We start from the raw sequence: 18036 nt of genomic DNA, 5'->3' as shown, positions 1-18036 counted from the left end.
GTGGAGCGTGTCTACGTGCACGCGGCTGTCTACGACGAATTCGTCGCGAAGCTGGTCACACTCGCCGCTGCTGTGCGCGCGGGCTCGAGCGGGAAAATCGGCCCGATCACTATGCCGAAGCAACTCGGTATCATCCGCGGGCACATCGAAGACGCGCTCGACCGCGGCGCGCGGGCCCTGCTCGGCGGCGCGGACGCGATCGACGGCCGATTCGTCCAGCCGACGATCCTGGTCGACGTCCCCGAGAACGCCATGGCCGTCACCGAGGAAACCTTCGGCCCGACACTGACGGTCACCAAAGTGGCCGATATGGACGATGCCATCGCGCGCGTCAACGCGAGCGCCTACGGACTCGGCGGCACCGTTTTCTCCCGCCACAACGGCCAAACCATCGCCGACCGGATCCGCGCGGGCGGTGTCTCGATCAATGCCTTCGTCGCGCACGCGACCATACCGATGCTACCGCTCGGCGGTGTCGGCGGTTCCGGCTTCGGCCGGGTGCACGGCCCCGATGGTCTCAAGGAATTCACCTACGCCAAAGCGACCACGCGCCAACGCTTTTCCTCGCCACTGGCACTGACCACCTTCACCCGCGGCACAACTGTCGACGCGATAGTCGACGGTTTGGTCTCGGTACTGCACGGAAGGGCCCGCTAGCGATGGCTACCTCGATCGAACACCGACAGATCGCGATCGTCGGCGCCGGCATCGGCGGCATCGGCCTGGCTATCAAGTTGCGGCAAGCCGGATTCGACGATCTGGTCATCCTGGAGCGTGCCGACGACCTCGGTGGCACCTGGCAGGCCAACACCTACCCCGGCTGCGCCTGTGACGTACCGTCGCAGCTGTACAGCTATTCATTCGCGCCGAATCCGAACTGGTCACGCAAGTACGGCAAGCAGGCCGAGATCCTCGAGTACATCCGCTCGGTGGCGACGAAACACGATGTACTGCACCATATTCGGTTCAGTGCAGAACTGCTCGACGCACGCTGGGACGAGCAGGCGTCGCGCTGGCGCATCGACACCAACCGAGGTGCGCTCACAGCCGACTTCCTCATCTCCGCGACAGGCCTGTTCGCCGAGGCCAAGTATCCGGCGCTGCCCGGCCTGGACACCTTCGCGGGCAAGGCTTTCCATTCGCTGCACTGGGACCACGACTACGACCTCACCGGCAAGCGGGTCGCGGTAATCGGCACCGGCGCCTCGGCAGTGCAGTTCGTACCCGAAATCCAGCCGAAGGTCGCCGAACTCGTGCTATTCCAGCGGTCGGCGCCGTGGATCGTGCCCCGCATGGACCGGCGAACCCGCGGCCTGGAGCGTCTGTTGCTTCGCCAGATCCCCATGGCGGGCAAGCTGATTCGCGGCAGCTGGTTTACTGCCATCGAGGGGTTCGGCCTGGTCGGATTCGTCGACAAACGATTCCGGCACCCCTATGAAATGCTCGGCAGGCTGCAGTTACGGCGACAAGTCCGAGATCCGCGGCTGCGCCGCACACTCACCCCGGACTACATGATCGGCTGCAAGCGCGCGATATTCTCCGACACCTATCTCCCCGCGCTGGACAAGCCTAATGTCGAGGTCGTCACCGACGGCATCGCCGAAGTGCGGCCGCACTCGATCGTGCTGCGCGACGGCACCGAACGCGCGGTCGACACGATTATCTACGGCACCGGATTCACCTCGATCCCAAGCGCTTTCGAAAGATTCACCGGCCGCGACGGGGTGTCGATGGCCGAACTCTATCGCAAGCAGCCGCAAAGCTATCTCGGCGCCACCCTCGCCGGATTCCCGAACTTCTTCTGCACCCTCGGACCGTTCGGCGCCGCAGGCAACCAGTCCGCCATCTTCATGATCGAATCGCAGATCGCCTACATCGTGGATGCCCTGACCACGGTGCGCACCATCGGCGCACGCCGCGTGGAGGTGAAGCCGCAGGTCCAGGACGCCTTTCTGGACGAGATGGACCGGCGCAGCGCGCAAACGGTCTGGGTCACCGGTGGCTGCACCGGGTACTACCAAACTCCGGATGGCCGCAACGCCGGCCTGTATCCCAACTGGAGCTTCGAGTACCGCCGCCGCACCAACCGATTCGACGCCGACTCCTACGAGGTGAGCGCCTGATGGATATCGGACAGCTCAACCCGCTCCGTCGGATCACCGACCCACACTACGACGTGGACGGTAAGACCGTGCTCATCACCGGCGCGGCCCAAGGCATCGGCCGTGACCTGACCACCATCCTGCATCGGCGCGGCGCCTCGATCGCGATCATCGACATCGACGACATCGGCGCCCAGTCCGCGGCGACGGCACTCGGGAGCCGGTCACTGGCTATCGGTGCGAACGTAGCGGACCGCGAAGGCATGGCGAAGGCGATCACCCGCACCATCGAACACTTCGGCCGACTCGACGTCGTGGTCGCCAACGCGGGGGTCGTACCCGCACCGGCAACGCTGCGCACCATGGCCGGACGCGATTTCGATCGCGTCATCGATATCAACCTGACCGGGGTATTCAACACCGTCCATCCCGCGCTCGACCATATCGTCGCGGCGCGTGGACATGTCGCGGTCATCTCCTCGTGCGCCGCGTTCGCGCCCGGCATGGGCGGTGCCCCCTACATGATCAGTAAGGCGGGCGTAGAACAACTCGGGCGGGCACTGCGCGTGGAACTCGCCCCGTACGGCGCCACCGCGGGCGTCTCCTACTTCGGCATCGTCGACACGGAAATGACCCACGCGACACTCGATCGCGACGATCTCGGGCGTGAACTCGACGGGCTGCTGCCCTGGCCGCTCAACGTCCGCATCACCGCGTCCGAAGCCGCGCGCGTGATCGCCGACGGCATCGAGCGCCGGGCCGCCCGAACCATCGCACCCACCGGATGGGAGCCGTACGCGCTGCTGCGCGGCAACGCGAATATCGCGCTGGATCACCGACTCGCCCACGACTCACGAGTCGCCCGGCTGATCCGAAGACTGGAGAGCACACAGTGACGGACAGCCAGGGGCCGCGGGCGAACCACGATGACGATCGAGTTGTCACCCAGCTCAGCATCCGTCATAACGCGAGTCGTGCTGCGATCGCGGCCGCGGTGGCCCTTGCCGGACTCGGAACCGTCAGAACAGTTCTCCTCCGGTCGAGATCGGATGCGCCCGACCCCGTGCGCGGGTCTTTTCGCGCCCGGGCGCTGCGGCACGTGTCAGCGCTGACCGTCCGCCGTTTGGCGGAGCTCACGCCGGTCAGCCCGAATACGCTGCCGTTCGCCCGGGTCGTCATCGATCGGACCATGCGATCGCTCGCGCCGGTATTGCGCGACACCACCATCGAACCGATTGTCGACGGCGCGGTTCGCGGTGAGTGGGTACACGGTCCGAAAGCGAGCCGCACCGATGCGATCATCCTCTACGTGCACGGCGGTGGCTTCATCGCCGGCTCGGTGCTTTCCTACCGCGGAGTGACCTCCCGGCTGTCGACAGCCACCCGATTGCCGGTGTTCGCTGTGGATTACCGACTGGCTCCCGAACATCCCTTCCCCGCCGCTCCGCACGACGTCGCCCGCGCCTATCGCTGGCTGCGCGCCAGATACCCGGCGAAACATATCGTCGTCGCGGGCGACTCGGCGGGCGGCTACCTGGCCGCCGATCTCGCGATCACCAACGCGCGCAACCGAAGTGCGGCACCTGCCGCGCTGCTGCTGTTCTCACCCATGACCGATCTCAGCCTCGAAATCGCGGCCAGCCACGAAGCCGCCGACCAGGACGGCATCATTTCGGTCCCGGTCGCGACCGCGGCGATCGCGCACTTCACCACCGACCGGCTCGAACTACGGCCTGCCCCTGGAACGTCCTTGCCGCCGACGCTGATCCACACCAGCGACAGCGAACTTTTCGCCGCAGACGCGATCGCACTCGCCGAGCGCCTGCGTGCGGCGGGCGCAGTATGCGAACTGGAGGTATGGCCGGACCAGATGCACGTCTTCCACGCACTACCCGCACTCGTCCCGGAGGCGCGGACGGCCTACCGCGCGGCAGCCCGCTTCGTCTCCGACATCCTCGACGCGACCACACGGACCGAAAGACTCTCATGACGACCAGCCCACGTTTCGACACATTGTGTGCGGCCTTCCAGCACACCGCGACCATCGACGCCGACGCCATCGCACTACGCACGCCCGGCGACGAGCACACCATGACGTGGCGGGAGTACGCCACCCAGGTCCGGCTGGTCGCGGCAGGCTTGCAAGCGCTCGGAGTGCGGCGCGGCGACACGGTCGCGCTGATGATGTCGAACCGAATCGAGTTCTACCCCTTGGAAGTCGGCGCACAACACCTCGGCGCCACCTCGTTCTCGGTGTACAACACCCTGTCCACCGAACAGCTCGCCCACGTGCTGAACAACGCGGGCGCGCGGGTGGTGCTGTGCGAACCGCAGTACGTCGATCGACTCAGGACGAGCGGAGTCGATCTGGACCACATCGTGTGCGTGGACGATGCACCTATCGGGACTCTGTCCGTACCTGAGCTGCTGGCCGCGGGTAGGGCGGACTTCGACTTCGAGACGGCGTGGCGAGGTGTGCGGTCCGATGACATCGCGACGCTGATATACACGTCCGGCACTACGGGAAACCCCAAGGGCGTCGAAACGACTCACGCCAACCTGATGTTCGAGGCATATGCGGTCGAAGAGATTCTCGGGATCCGGTTCGGCGACACCATCACCTCCTATATGCCGACCGCACACATCGCCGACCGGCTCACCGCGCTCTACTTGCAGGAAGTCTTCGGCACCCAGGTGACCTGTGTCGCCGATGCCAAGCAAATCGCACCCGCGTTGGCCGAGCTGCGGCCGACGATCTGGGGCGCGGTACCCCGCGTTTGGGAAAAGCTGAAGGCGGCAATCGAATTCGTCGTCGCGAACGAGCCAGACCAAGCCCGCCGCCAGGGCATGCAGTGGGCACTGGGGGTAGCCGCCAAGCGCAGCGCACATCAACTCGCGGGCGAACCAGTGCCGGACACGGTGGCGGCCGAATGGGCGAAGGCCGACGAAATGGTCCTGTCGAAGCTGCGCGCCAAGCTCGGCTTCGACCGGATCCGGTGGGCGATGTCCGGTGCCGCGCCGATTCCACCCGAGACCCTGGGATTCTTTGCCGGGCTCGGCATTCCGATCGCCGAGATCTGGGGTATGTCCGAACTGACCTGCATCTGCAGTGTCACCCATCCAGACGAGGCCAAACTGGGCACCGTCGGCAGGGTGCTGCCCGGTATGAAGGCAAAACTCGCCGCCGACGGCGAACTGTACATCCACGGCCCGCTGGTGATGAAGGGCTATCGCGGTGAACCTGACAAGACCGCCGAAGCGGTCGACGCAGAAGGGTGGTTGTGCACCGGCGATATCGTCACCATCGATGACGACGGATTCCTGCGGATCATCGACCGCAAGAAGGAAATGATCATCAACGGCGCCGGCAAGAACATGTCGCCGACCAATATCGAGAACGCCATCCAAGCCTCGACGCCGCTGATCGGCGCCATCGCGGTGATCGGCGACGGGCAGGCCTACAACACCGCGCTGATCGTGCTCGACGCCGAGAGCTCTGCCCCGTACGCCGCAGCGCACAACCTGCCCGACACCTCGGCCGCAGCGCTGGCGGCCGACACCGAAATCATCCGACAGATCGCGGCAGGCGTCGCCGCGGGCAATACCAAGCTGTCCCGAGTGGAGCAGGTCAAACGATTCCGAATCCTGCCGACATTCTGGGAGCCCGGCGGAGACGAAGTGACCCTGACAATGAAACTCAAACGCCGAATCATCACGGACAAATACGTCACCGAAATCGCCGAAATGTACAACAACCCAACCGGTTTCGAGATACACGAACCGGTCTGACCGCGGTCCATCCGGCCCGGTTGGACATGACAGCGCTGTGCCGCGCTCAGATGGCGGATCGCGGGCGTGTCGCGAGCTGGGCAAGACCGAGGCGAGCGCAGGCGAGCGCGCCGACAACCAATCAGGCTCGCGCCTCGCCTTCGACCTCCGCATGATCGGCGTAGCGAAACCCCGTCACGGGCCGTCGTTCCACCTCGGGTCGGTTACTCACTCGGCACTGTTCCGCAGCCCGGCTTCGGCCGATCGCGCGGTCGCCACGTCCAGGCCGGTTCGCCGGACGCACATCGCGTAATCGATTTCCGCGTAAGGAGAAACTCCGCCTGCACCTCCGAACCGGCACCCATCGCGAAGGCCGTGCTGAGCCGGGCCGCATCCAGCTGCAGAACCCCGGTCCTGCGCACCGACGACGTAGCGAATACCTTGCATTGATATCCAAGATCAGCAGGTCACTGCTGGGCGGGCACCGAGGCCTTGATCTCGATCGGAACGTATTTGTCGGCAACTCCACGCAGCCTGGAGTACATGGTGAACATCAGGCCCATCAGGCCTTGACGTGCATTCACCGCCCGAGCGATCCGTACGGCATCGGACTTGTCGAGAATCGTTGCGACCGCTTCGACAGCGTCGGACTTCGGATTTCCCCGCAAGTCGCACGCGGCCACCGTGACGCGCGCGGTGTTCCGGATCCGCTTGGCCTTCCACGAAGCTTCGTCGGTCACGATCAGCAGGCGATCGCCGTCGTACGCCGCCCATACGGGCGTCGGCTTGGGGCGGCCGTCCTTGGTAAAGGTGGTCAAAAGGATGTTCTCGGCGGTTACGACCTCGGCAAAATTCATTCTGTTTCCCTTCGGTACAACCCTTGGCGGATGCCCCTCGCCCTCAGGCGTTGACGACGAGCTACTTTGTCGCGCTTCGTGTACAGATACCAATCCAGTCGCGCCAGGTCGCATCGTTCCGAACCTCAGTCGCCGGACGCGGCGCGCATTGGCACGCAGGATGTGCCCGGCACCCTAGGCGCTGCTCCTCGGCCCCGACCGTGCCTCCCGCGCAGACCCGGCTTCCAGATCACCCACAGCAGGCACTATAACTTCAATAATGAAGTCTAACAACTCGATACCCACTTTTACTATGAAGTACCCAATGATATATTCACTACAACCTTGAACAGTTAGCAGAGAGCGAAAAAAGCGCATGCACATCACCCGGCGGGCAATCGCGGGCGTCTTGGCCGCGGTGTTCCTCCTGTCCGGTGCCATGAAGCTGTTTCGTACGCCCGAGCAGCTGGCCGCGTCAGGACTCGGCTGGGCCACCGACTTGGGCAACATCCTCGAGCGCGAGTTGCGCAAGAAGTATTGGGCGAGGATGCGAGCCAGGTGAACTGAGCTCAACCATGACATCGACCCCGGTCGGATAGCGAGGCTCAGGTCTGGTCGGCGTCGTAGTCGTAACCGGATTCGAATAGTGGACGGAGTCAGGGACGAGGTGTCGGACGGGTCGGAGTTCGGAGGACGCAGATGGCGAGGGATATCGTCGGCCGAGCGCGTTGCCTTGCGGCGTGCACGGCTGATCGATGCCGGTACCGAATTGATGGGAGTGGCTGGCGTCGCGGGTATTTCGATGCGCAGCGTCTGCCGCGAGGCCGAGCTGACCGAGAGGTACTTCTACGAAAGCTTCACCAACCTCGACCAGCTCATGGTCACCGTGTTGGACACCGTTGTGCTCGACGCGCGTGGTGCGCTGCTGTCCGCACTGGCGAGCGCCAGGATGTCCCAACCGGATCTGGTTCGGCACGGAGTTAACGTATTCACCGGCTTTGTGATGAGCGATCTGCGACGGGGCCGGATCATATTCATCGAATCGCAGGTTTCACCGGTGCTGGCGACCCGCGCGCTAGCACTGATCGAGCAATTCGTCAGGCTGATCGCGACACCGGACAGTGCACACGAAACCGCGGGCAACGAAAACGACATGACCGACGCCAGTCTCAACGCGGCGGCAATCTTCGGCGCGCTCGCCTTTCTCTATCGACGAGGAATCAGTGCGGGACCTACGGTCGATCGAGAGCGACTTGCCGAGCACGCGGCCCAGGTCATCGAGCAGATGATGCTCGCTGGCTCATCCCGGATCGGAAATGCCGAGTGCCGAGATCGTTGAGGCCGTGGGCTCGATCGCCTCTCTCGATATCCGACGAAGTGACGCTATGAGTCGGGGCCGGTCAGTGGCACCGCGAGTCAGCTATCGATACGGTCGCCGCTGACCGGGTGGAACAGGTGCACGGGTCCGGATCCTCGGTGGAGTTCCACGGCGTGGCCGAGCCGGGCGGAGGCGCGTCCGGCGGCGCGGGCGACCAGTTCGACAGCATTGGGGCCCTCACCGACGTGGGTATAGACGAAGGATTCGCTGCCGAGTTCCTCGACGAGGTCGACGGTGGCGTGGATGCCATCGCTGCCGTCCCTGCGCACTTCGAGGTGCTCGGGACGGATTCCGACGGTAACAGTATCCAGACCGAGGGCCGCCAGCGCGCTTAGCCGACTGCGTTCGATCTCGAGCTGCTGCGGCCCGATCTGTACACCGTTGGGGGTGAGAGGTGCGGTGATCAGGTTCATCGCGGGCGATCCGATGAATCCGGCGACGAACGCGTTGACCGGCTCGTCGTAAAGGTCAGCGGGTGACGAAAACTGTTGCAGAACACCGTTTTTCAACACTGCAACCCGGTCGCCCATAGTCATCGCCTCGACTTGGTCGTGCGTAACGTAGACCGTGGTGGCGCCCAGGCGTCGCTGCAGCGCGGCGATTTGGGTGCGGGTCTGTACCCGCAGCTTCGCGTCCAGGTTGGACAGTGGCTCGTCCATGCAGAAAACCTGCGGCTCGCGGACAATCGCGCGCCCCATCGCCACGCGTTGGCGTTGTCCGCCAGACAGTTTGGCGGGCTTGCGGTCGAGATAGTCGGTGAGGTCGAGCATGCGAGCGGCTTCGGTGACTCGCTTCTTGCGTTCCTCGATCCCGATTCCGCGCATTTTGAGGGCAAACCCCAAGTTCTCGGCCACGGTCTTGTTCGGGTAGAGCGCATAATTCTGGAAGACCATCGCAATGTCGCGGTCCTTCGGCGCGACGCCACGCATATCCTTCCCGTTGATGGCGATGTTGCCGGAGTCGATGTCTTCCAATCCGGCGAGCATCCGCAGCGCGGTGCTCTTGCCCGAGCCGGAAGGGCCCACGAGCACGACGAATTCGCCGTCTTCGATCGCGAGGTCGAGGCTGTCTACGGCGAGCGTGTCGGCGCCTTCATAGACGCAGGAGGCCTGCTTGTAGTCGATGGTGGCCATGGGATGCTCCTCGAAGCGTGGTGGGGATTACTTGATGGCGCCGAAGGACAGTCCGCGCACGAGTTTGTTCTGTGCGAACCATCCGGCGAGGACGACTGGGAGCGCGGCCAGGGTGGCCGCGGCGGACAAGCGCGCCCAGTACAGGCCTTCGCCGGTGATGAAGCCGACGAGGAACACCGGAACCGTTTGCGCGCGAACGGCGGTCAGGTTGACCGCGAAAAAGAACTCGTTCCACGCGAAGATGACGCAGATCAGTGCGGTCGCGGCGATGCCGGGGGAAACGATCGGCAAGATCACTTGTCGTACCGAGGTCCACGTGCCAGCACCGTCCAATTCGGCCGCCTCGAGCAGTTCCTTCGGAACCTCGAGGAAGAACGATCGCATCATCCACACCGCGATCGGCAGGTTCATGGCGGTGTAGATAATGACGAGGACCCAAATATTGTCGAGCAGGCCGATGTCGCTGATCAGCACATACAACGGCACGATGGCGGCCACGACGGGCAACATTTTCGTGCTCATGAAGAAGAACAGCGCGTCCCTGGTTCCCTTGACCGGCCGCAGCGAGAGCGCGAACGCGGCGGGCACGCCGAGCAACAGCACCAGCGCAGTGGAAAGTAACGTCGCGCCAAGCGAATTGAGCAAGGCGGTGCCGAGTCCACTGTCGAAAACGGCCCGAAACTGATCCAGAGTAGGCGTGAACAGCAGCTTCGGTGGGTCGGTGTAGGCGTCGGTTTCCTGCTTGAACGCGGTCAGAACCATCCACAACACGGGGAAGAAGAATCCCAGCCCGGCGATCCAGGCGACGAACCCCCACAGGCTGAAATTGCGGCGTTTGCGCGGCGGCGGCGTTACCGCGCGCTCTCCGGTCGATACCTCGACAGCACCGGAGCGGGTTGATGCAGTGCTCATCAGGCGGCCTCTTCTTTTCCGGTGAAGCTGGTGAATATGAGTCGAAGTGCCAGAGTCGACACGACGATGGTGGCGGCGACGGTAACGACACCCATCGCGGCCGCCTGGCCGATGTCGAACCCGAGGAACGCGCGCTGATAGATGTAGAAGGGCAGATTCGAACTGTCGGTGCCTGGCCCGCCCTGGGTCATCATGTAGACGGCGTCGAAGGTGTTGACCAGATATATCGCACCAAGAACCGCGCCGAGTTCGATGAAGCGGCGCAGGTGGGGCAGGGTGATCTCGCGGAACAACTGCACGGTCCCGGCGCCGTCGACACGCCCGGCTTCGATGATGTCGCGTGGCATCGATTGCAGCCCGGCGAGGATGAGCAGCATCATGAACGGTGTCCACTGCCAGACCAGATCGGTCATCACCGCAGCGAGGGGATACCGACTGACCCAGTCGATCTGATGAACGCCGAACGGGTGTAGGACCCAGTTGACGATCCCGAAGACCGGGTCGAGCATGGACGTTTTCCACACCAGTGCGGCTGCGACGGGGGTGACCAGAAACGGTGTGATCAACAGGGTCCGCACGATGCCACGGCCGCGGAATTTGCGGTCCAGCAGCAACGCGAGCAAGAGTCCCAGAACGACCGAGATGATCACGGTGCCGACGATCAAGAGCACGGTGTTCAAGGTGACCGATCGGAACTGATTGTCCTGGAATACGTCGGCATAGTTGTTGAACCAGTTGAACTTTCGCGAACCTGGGCGAACCAGATTCCACGACAGCAGCGAATAATAGAGGGTGAATAGAAAAGGCAGCTGGGTCACAACGATCATGAAGATCAGCGCGGGCAGCAGGGGGCCCCGGCGACGCCAGCCTTCGGCACGGCTGAGTGCGGGCTTGCGGGCAACCCGGTTCGGTGCCGACGTCACCGAACTGTCGGCAATCGCGGTCGTGGTCATCGTTGCTCCTGCTGATAGGTCTTGCCGACCACCTCGGCGTATTGCTGGGCCTGTGCGAGGGCATCGTCCACGCTGATCCGCCCCGCGATGGCGGCGCTGATCTGCTGGCTGACCCGGGTACCGAGGTCTTGGAATTCGGGAATGGTCAGGAACTGCACGCCGGTGTAGGGCACCGGCTGCACAGTGGGATGCTGGGAGTCGGCATTGTTGATCGCATCCAGCGTGATCGGCCCGTAGGCTGAGCTGATGCTCTGGTATTGCGGGATGTTGTAGGTCGACAGCCGGCTGCCCGGCGGTATGCGTTCCCATCCCAGGTCGTTGCCGACCTTCTCGATGTAGCGCTTGTCGGTCATCCAGGACACGAACATCCACGCGGCATCCTTCTGATGACTGGACTCCGGGATACCCAACGACCAGGTATAGAGCCAGCCCGGATTCTGCTTCTGCTGCATCGGCGCCATCGCGTAGCCGACCTTGCCGACTACGCGGCTGGATTCGCGGCTTTCCACGGTATTGACCGCAGAGGTGGCGTCGTACCACATCGCGGTGCGTCCCTGCGCGAATTGTGTTGCGCACTCGCTGAATCCGCTGGCCGCCGCTCCCGGTTCACCGTGCTTGCGGACCAAGTCGACGTAGAACTGCACCGCGCGGCGCACTTCCGGGCTGGTGAGTTGGGCATTCCAGTTCTCGTCGAACCAGCGTCCGCCAAAGGTGTTGATAACAGTGTCGAGCGGGGCGAGCACTTCGCCCCAGCCCGGTTTGCCGCGCAAGCAGATCCCGGTCATATCCTTGCCAGAACCATCGAACCGCTCGGCCCATCCTGCAACCTGTTCCCAGGTGGGGTTGGCCGGCACCGTGATTCCTGCCTGGTCGAAGAGATCCTTGCGGTACATCAGGAACGACGACTCGCCGTAGAACGGCACTGAGTACATGTCTCCGCGATAGCTCAGCGAGTCCCGGATAGACGGGACGAAATCGTCCCGGTCGTAGCCGTTGGTCGCGGCGATATAGGGCGAAAGGTTGGTGAGCCAGCCGTTCTCGGCCCACTGCGGGGTCTCGTAGTTGCTGATCATCACCACGTCGAACTCGCCGCCGCCGGTCGCTGTCGACGCGGTGATCTTTGCGCGTGCCTCATTTTCGGGGAGGCTGATGAACTTCAGGTGGATACCGGGGTTTTGCGCCTCGAACAGTGGGGCAAGTTCGATGGCATCCTCCATCTGGAGGTTGGACACCATCGCGACGGTCACGGTATGTCCGCCGCTGGAGCCGAGCGAACCGGCTCCGGCGCATCCGGTTAGCGCCAGTGTTGTTGCTATGCCTATGATTCCGACGGCAGTGAGTGGTGATTTCATGGTGGACAACGGCTTTCGTGACGAGCAGTCGTGGTGTGGTATCAGAGTGTGCAGTCGGCGTTCACGTATCGGCGCCTCCAGACGGGAGGAGCGTCACCTTGACCGACTCGTCGCCCGCGCCGACGAGGTCGAGGCCCTTCTGGAATTCGCCGAGTGGCAACTGGTGGCTGCAGATTCGGTCCATCGGCAGCGCACCGGATTCGATCATCGCAATCGCGGTCGGCCAGCAGTAGGGTCCGAGATGGGCACCTAGGACGTCGAGTTCCTTGACGTCGCTGATGATCGACCAGTCCACCGAGACCTCACGACCGAATACTCCGTACTCCACATAACGACCGAGCTTGCGCAGCATGTTCAGGCCCTGCGGTACGGCCGATGGGTGCCCGGTCGCGTCGAGATAGACGTCGGCGCCGTACCCATCGGTCAGCGGGCGCACGATGGATTCGGCATCCTGCTCGGTGATATTCACGACGATATCGGCACCGCAGTCGCGAGCCAGGTCGAGCTTGTGCGGAGTTAGGTCGAGGGCCACCACATGGGCGGGACTCTTGGCGCGGGCACCGGCGATCATGCCGAGGCCTATCGGACCGCACCCGGCGACCACGACAACGTCTCCGAACGAAATCTGCGCGCGCTCGATCGCGTGCAGCGCGCAGGACAGCGGTTCCGCGAAGGCGGCGTGGGCGGCGGGAATGATCTTGGCGACCTTGTGCACGATGGCGTCGGCGGGATAGATCATGTATTCGGCCATGGCACCGTTGGTGACTCGGCGGAACCCGTAAATCCGGTGCGGTGCGCACATCCAGTACTGACCACGTCGACAGAAACGGCACTTCCAGCACGGGACGATCTGCTCGGATACCACCCGGTCGCCGATCTCGACACCCCATCGTTCGCGCCCCTGATCGTCGATCTCGACGATCTCTCCGACGAATTCGTGTCCCGGCGTGACCTGGAGGTCGACGTTCGGCGGGATCGGCCCGTCTCCCCAATACATCCGCGCGCCGTGGTAGCACTTCAGATCACTGGCGCAGATTCCGACCGCCTGCACCCGCACCAGTGCTTCGCCGGGACCCGGTACAGGAACCGGGACGGTCTCGAGCCGATAGTCGCCTGGGCCGTGAATCACAATGGCCTGCATGGTGTTCGACATATGAATTCCTTATTTGTCGAGACGGAGTTCAGGCGTCGGCGCGGACCTCGGGGCCGACTGCTGCCGCAGTCGGTGCGGGTTCGTCGTCGCGCAGGCGCCTGCGTCGGTCGATCCGGTCGTGCAGGGTGCACCCAGTGGTTGGGGGCTGTGGGCTGAAGAGGGTGCCCTCGTGCTGGACCGCAGCGGCACCCCAGGTCAACGCGGTGGTCATGGCATGCCGCCGGGAGCGGCTTCCGGCGAGAAAGCCAGCAAGCATCGCGTCGCCTGCCCCGACGGTGCTGACCACCTTCTCGACCGGCGCTTCGCCGTGTAGCGCGCCCTCCTTGTCGACCAAGACAGCGCCGTCCGCGCCGAGGCTGGCCAGGACAGCACCGGCACCGCGGGCGCGCACATCCTCGGCCGCATCGACGATCTCACCGAGAGTGTGCAGCGGTCTCTCAACCAATTCGGCAAGCTCGTGGATGTTGGGTTTGATCAGATCGGGGTGCCCTGGAAGGCTCGCCGCCAACGATTGTCCAGAGCTGTCGACGACCACCGGGACCGCGCGCTCGCGGCCGAGCTGTGCCAATCGCGCGTACAAATCCTCCGGCGCACCGGAGGGCAGGCTACCCCCACACACCAGCCACGACGCGTCCGCGACATTGGTGGCCACGGCAGCTAGCAGGTCGGCGACCTCATCGCTGCTGATCACCGGACCCATTTCGTTGACTTTCGTCACCGTGCCGTCCGCGCGAGTCAGGCTGATATTGCTGCGGATTTCACCGGCGATCGGGACCGCGACGGTGTCGAGTTCGACGGTCGCCAGCATCTGCTGTAGCTGCGCGCCGACCGAGCCGCCGACGGTGACGATGGCGCGTACCGCCTCACCGTGAGCGTGCAGCGCGAGGGCGACATTGACGCCCTTTCCACTGGGTTCGCTCCAGCTGCGGCGGCTCCGGTTGACCGAACCGATGACGAGGGTGTCCAGGAATACCGTCCGGTCAACGCTGGGGTTGGGGGTAACGGTCACGATCATGTTCGCTCCACGCTCATTCCGGTCTCGGTCAGCTCGGCCAGTTGCGCGTCGGTCAGTCCGGTGTCGGTGATCAATAGGTCGACGTCGGTCAGGTCGCCGTGCTTGGTGCCGCTGACAATGCCGACTTTGCTGTGATCGGCGAGCAGGATCCGACGCTGAGCACAGGCCAGCATGAGCCGTTTGATCGCGGCCTCCGCCGGATCCGGAGTCGTCAGCCCGCGCATCAGGGAGATTCCGTTGGTGCCGAGAAACGCGACGTCGACGTTGATTTCGGCCAGTGACCGTGCGGCCCAGTCATCGACTTCGGCGAGCGTTTTGCTCCGCAACCTCCCGCCGAGGGTGAAGACGGTCAGCAGCGGACGTGTCAGCAGTGACAGCGCGACCGGCAAGGTGTTGGTGTATACGGTGAGTTCGCGATCACCAGGGAACTGTTCGACGAGCTGCGCGGTGGTCGAGCCGGCGTCGATCAACACCGATCCTTGGGCGGGAACATGTGCCAACGCGGCCCGAGCGATCCGCGCCTTTTCCGACATGAACTCGGTGCGACTTACGACTGCGGGCTCGAACGACAGGTACTGCATCGGCACCGCGCCGCCGTGCACACGACGCAGGAGCCCTTGGCGTTCGAGCTGGATCAGATCTTTGCGGATCGTCTCACCGGTGACACCGAGACTGTCGGCGACGTCGTTCGCTTCGATCCGTCCCCGGCTACGCAAGACGTTGAGGATGTGCTGTTTGCGCTCGTCGGCATAGGGGGTGCGGGTGTTGTCGCTGGTGGTCACAGGTGGTTCTCCGAGATAGCGGTTTGCGGACTGTCGAGTTCGAAGGCAAGTGGACCACCAGCCGGATGCGCGTGGTGGCCTGCTGCAATTCCGGCCAGCAGAGCCGCGCCGCGAGAGCCGGCTTCGGTCACCTCGGGGCGCTCGACGTGACCGAAGCGTCGACGTCTGGCCTCGATGAACGCCTCACTACGAGACCATCCGCCGGTAGCGACGAGGCGACGGTGTGGACCACTCAGCTCGCTCATCGCGTCGTGGATGATTGCCACCTGATTCGTGACGGCTTCCAGGGCGGCGCGCCAAATGTGCTCCGGGCCGTCGCCGTCGCCCACACCGAGGATGTCGATCTTGCCGAACGCCGGCGCGTGAACCCGCACGGCCGTTTTTGTGAGCGCCATCGCCGCAGCATCGAGTTCGGGCAGATCGGCGCGGGTTCTTCCGAGCATGGCGAGAACCCGCTGCAGAGCCAAACCACCTTGGGTGGCACCAAGCAGACACCAGTGATCGGCCGCCGCGTGCCAGCCGGTGGTTATCCCGGCATCGGCGAGGTCGGCGACCACCTGAGACGGTAGTTCCGGCGCCACGGTGCGCACCAGCGCCTCCGCAGTTCCGCACGAGTCCAATTCGTCGCCGGTGCGGCCTGCCCCAGCCCCGATCGCGGCCGCCTGGTGATCGTGGCCGGCAACGGTCAGTGCCGCGCCGGACAATCGGTCCGGCCCGATCTCCGCCCGCACCCGCCCCAGCGATGTTCCAGCCGTCACCAACGGCGGCATCAGGCGCTCGGTCGCTCCCGACCACTCCAGCGTGTCGGTCCACCACGTCCGATCAGCCAGCCGCAGCCAGCCGGTGCGCGATGCCAACGACTGTTCGGTCGCCTCGTCACCGCCGAGTCCCCGAACTATCCATTCGGCAACGTTGAGCCGACGCACTGCGTTCCGTGTCCCAGGTACGTTGTCGACAAGCCAACGGTGTTTGGTCAGCGACCACTGCTGGCGGAGCGGCAACCCGGTTGTCGCCGAGAACTCCTGCGGCGCAACGAGTTTACCGAGATCCGCGAGCTCAGCGGTGTCACGAGTGTCGTGCCAGGCGATCACCGGCGCAACAGGTTCTCCGTGCCGATCGAGAAGGACGCCGGATTCGGCGAAGCCGGCGACACCCAGGCCGGCGATCTCGCCATCCGGACAAAACGCCAGCGCAGCTGCGACCGCGTCGAGTGCCGAAATCAACAGCAAACGAGGATCGAGCTCCGTCCCGAGCGCAGTCAGCGTCCATGGAGTGTCAGCCCGCCCGGAAGCGACCGCCTCGCCGGACTCGGTGAACACGACAGCCTTGCTGGTCGTCGTTCCCACGTCCAGTCCGATGAAAAACCTGCTGCGACTCATCACGGACCCCTAGATGTGACCTTGCCCACTTGCATTTCAATGGATATAGTTGCGTTTTGTTGGAACCCTGTCAAGTAGGTTGCCGCTGGATTTCACCGAGAAGACACGCTGCCGACGATCACGGGACCAAACCGAATCTGTGGAGGATCACTCATGCCACTCGTCCGCACCGCGGAGCTGGTCGCGGCCGCGTACCGCGCAGGATCAGGCATCGCCGCTTTCAACGTCATCACGCTCGAGCACGCGGAGGCGATCGTCACCGGCGCCGAACGCGCGTCCGCACCGATCATCCTGCAGATCAGCGAGAACGCCGTGAAGTTCCATCACGGACAGCTGGAGCCGATCGTGGCCGCGACCTCCGCCGTTGCCGCTCGCGCGGAGGTCGATGTGGCGATTCACCTCGACCACATCGAAGACGAGAAGTTGCTGCACGCCAGCACAGATACAGCCGTGACCTCGATAATGTTCGACGCATCCACACTCGACTACGACGCCAACGTCGCCGCAACCAGAGCCGCCGCCGACTGGGCCCACAGACGCGGATTATTTCTCGAGGCCGAACTCGGCGAAGTCGGCGGCAAAGACGGCGCGCACGCCCCAGGGGTGCGTACCGACCCGGATGAAGCTGCCACCTTCGTCGCAGCGACCGGTGTAGACGCCCTGGCAGTCGCAGTCGGCACCTCACATGCGATGGCGACCCGCACCGCCACCCCGGACTTCGATCTCATCAGCAAACTACGTGAAGTGGTCCCGGTGCCGCTGGTACTGCACGGCTCGTCCGGAGTCGCCGACAACGACCTGCGCAAGGCCGTCACCGCTGGCATCACCAAAATCAACGTCGGCACCATACTCAATGTCGCATACACCGCCGCCGTCAGATCCAGCCTCGAAGACACGGCAATTATCGACCCACGCAAATACCTCACCCCCGCCCGAGCCGCCATAGCGGACACGGTGGCAAGGATCACTGGCACAATCGCATGAACACATACGCGGGTGTAGCGGAAATCTCAAGGCCATCAACGATGTTCGGCTGCAAGTGTCCGCACAACACGACCACCCGCTGCGGCCCATCCTGGGCTCACAGACCCCTCCAGCGTGATCACCAAGACTCCGAAAACGCCCACTCCGCTACAAGTCGGATGGCACGCGGCGCCACCGCGACGCTTCATCAATGAACTGAATATTGCCGCCATCCACTTCAGCAATGAAGTGAACAATGTGTACAGGCACCACTCCACTCCACCCAGGCCGCAGCCACATAGACAGGCCG

17 protein-coding genes are annotated in these 18036 nt (G+C 64.0%); 8 read left to right on the top strand and 9 right to left on the bottom strand.

Translation table 11 applies throughout. The annotated features are described in order from the left end of the window. The 5 genes from ON44_RS41020 to fadD11 all read left to right on the top strand — a co-directional run. The coding region (locus tag ON44_RS41020) for an aldehyde dehydrogenase family protein (RefSeq protein WP_040700245.1) at window positions 1-657 on the top strand (657 nt) is incomplete at its 5' end. A gap of 2 nt (window positions 658-659) precedes the next feature. Next, window positions 660-2123 carry a flavin-containing monooxygenase gene (locus tag ON44_RS41015; RefSeq protein WP_040700244.1) on the top strand — a complete coding sequence of 488 codons (1464 nt, stop codon included), beginning with the start codon at window positions 660-662 and terminating at the stop codon, window positions 2121-2123. Continuing rightward, window positions 2123-2998 (top strand): short-chain dehydrogenase/reductase, encoded by an 876-nt coding sequence (locus tag ON44_RS41010; protein ID WP_051183161.1) that lies wholly within the window; start codon window positions 2123-2125, stop codon window positions 2996-2998. Before ON44_RS41015 ends, ON44_RS41010 begins: the two co-directional genes overlap by 1 nt. Before the next feature lie 227 nt (window positions 2999-3225). Beyond that, entirely contained in the window at window positions 3226-4092 is an 867-nt protein-coding gene (locus ON44_RS41005; protein WP_169338160.1) for an alpha/beta hydrolase, read from the top strand. Continuing rightward, window positions 4089-5891, top strand: a complete 1803-nt coding sequence (gene fadD11 / locus ON44_RS41000) for a fatty acid--CoA ligase FadD11 (RefSeq protein WP_040700242.1) — start codon at window positions 4089-4091, stop codon at window positions 5889-5891. Before ON44_RS41005 ends, fadD11 begins: the two co-directional genes overlap by 4 nt. A gap of 446 nt (window positions 5892-6337) precedes the next feature. Here fadD11 and ON44_RS40995 read toward each other — a convergent pair whose 3' ends face one another. Then, a complete protein-coding gene (locus tag ON44_RS40995) occupies window positions 6338-6727 on the bottom strand; it encodes a PPOX class F420-dependent oxidoreductase (protein ID WP_040700240.1) in 390 nt (129 codons plus the stop codon). A 355-nt stretch (window positions 6728-7082) separates the two neighbouring features. Here ON44_RS40995 and ON44_RS40990 point away from each other — a divergent pair, with 355 nt between their 5' ends. After that, window positions 7083-7268: a hypothetical protein gene (locus tag ON44_RS40990; protein ID WP_040700239.1), complete on the top strand. Its 186-nt coding sequence runs from the start codon at window positions 7083-7085 to the stop codon at window positions 7266-7268. Window positions 7269-7439: 171 nt separating this feature from the next. Beyond that, on the top strand, window positions 7440-8045 hold the full coding sequence (locus ON44_RS40985) for a TetR/AcrR family transcriptional regulator (protein ID WP_245567530.1): 606 nt from the start codon (window positions 7440-7442) through the stop codon (window positions 8043-8045). 77 nt (window positions 8046-8122) lie between these two features. Here the strand turns inward: ON44_RS40985 and ON44_RS40980 are convergent, their stop codons facing one another. The 8 genes from ON44_RS40980 to ON44_RS40945 form a co-directional block, all read right to left on the bottom strand. Further along, the gene (locus ON44_RS40980; RefSeq protein ID WP_040700238.1) at window positions 8123-9217 is read right to left on the bottom strand and encodes an ABC transporter ATP-binding protein; all 1095 of its coding nucleotides are present in this window, start codon (window positions 9215-9217) and stop codon (window positions 8123-8125) included. 27 nt (window positions 9218-9244) lie between these two features. Further along, a complete protein-coding gene (locus tag ON44_RS40975; RefSeq protein WP_040700236.1) occupies window positions 9245-10129 on the bottom strand; it encodes a carbohydrate ABC transporter permease in 885 nt (294 codons plus the stop codon). Then, the gene (locus tag ON44_RS40970) at window positions 10129-11082 is read right to left on the bottom strand and encodes a carbohydrate ABC transporter permease (RefSeq protein ID WP_040700234.1); all 954 of its coding nucleotides are present in this window, start codon (window positions 11080-11082) and stop codon (window positions 10129-10131) included. Before ON44_RS40970 ends, ON44_RS40975 begins: the two co-directional genes overlap by 1 nt. Continuing rightward, window positions 11079-12434, bottom strand: a complete 1356-nt coding sequence (locus ON44_RS40965; protein ID WP_051183157.1) for an ABC transporter substrate-binding protein — start codon at window positions 12432-12434, stop codon at window positions 11079-11081. The genes ON44_RS40970 and ON44_RS40965 overlap by 4 nt, the downstream gene beginning before the upstream one ends. A gap of 61 nt (window positions 12435-12495) precedes the next feature. Then, window positions 12496-13587 carry an alcohol dehydrogenase catalytic domain-containing protein gene (locus ON44_RS40960; protein WP_040700232.1) on the bottom strand — a complete coding sequence of 364 codons (1092 nt, stop codon included), beginning with the start codon at window positions 13585-13587 and terminating at the stop codon, window positions 12496-12498. Between the two features lie 28 nt (window positions 13588-13615). Continuing rightward, a complete protein-coding gene (gene pfkB / locus ON44_RS40955) occupies window positions 13616-14602 on the bottom strand; it encodes a 1-phosphofructokinase (protein WP_051183155.1) in 987 nt (328 codons plus the stop codon). Continuing rightward, complete coding sequence (locus ON44_RS40950; RefSeq protein WP_040700231.1) at window positions 14599-15384, bottom strand: DeoR/GlpR family DNA-binding transcription regulator; 786 nt, start codon at window positions 15382-15384, stop codon at window positions 14599-14601. The genes pfkB and ON44_RS40950 overlap by 4 nt, the downstream gene beginning before the upstream one ends. Continuing rightward, entirely contained in the window at window positions 15381-16763 is a 1383-nt protein-coding gene (locus ON44_RS40945; RefSeq protein WP_083898485.1) for an FGGY-family carbohydrate kinase, read from the bottom strand. Before ON44_RS40945 ends, ON44_RS40950 begins: the two co-directional genes overlap by 4 nt. Before the next feature lie 153 nt (window positions 16764-16916). On the opposite strand from ON44_RS40945, the gene ON44_RS40940 reads away from it, so the two are divergent. Further along, window positions 16917-17747 carry a class II fructose-bisphosphate aldolase gene (locus ON44_RS40940; protein WP_040700229.1) on the top strand — a complete coding sequence of 277 codons (831 nt, stop codon included), beginning with the start codon at window positions 16917-16919 and terminating at the stop codon, window positions 17745-17747. Window positions 17748-18036: the final 289 nt, after the last annotated feature.

Source organism: Nocardia vinacea NBRC 16497, from assembly GCF_000308835.1.
Lineage (GTDB): Bacteria > Actinomycetota > Actinomycetes > Mycobacteriales > Mycobacteriaceae > Nocardia > Nocardia vinacea.
The sequence above is the reverse complement of the archived record's forward strand: the minus strand, read 5'-3'. Positions and strand labels throughout refer to the sequence as shown.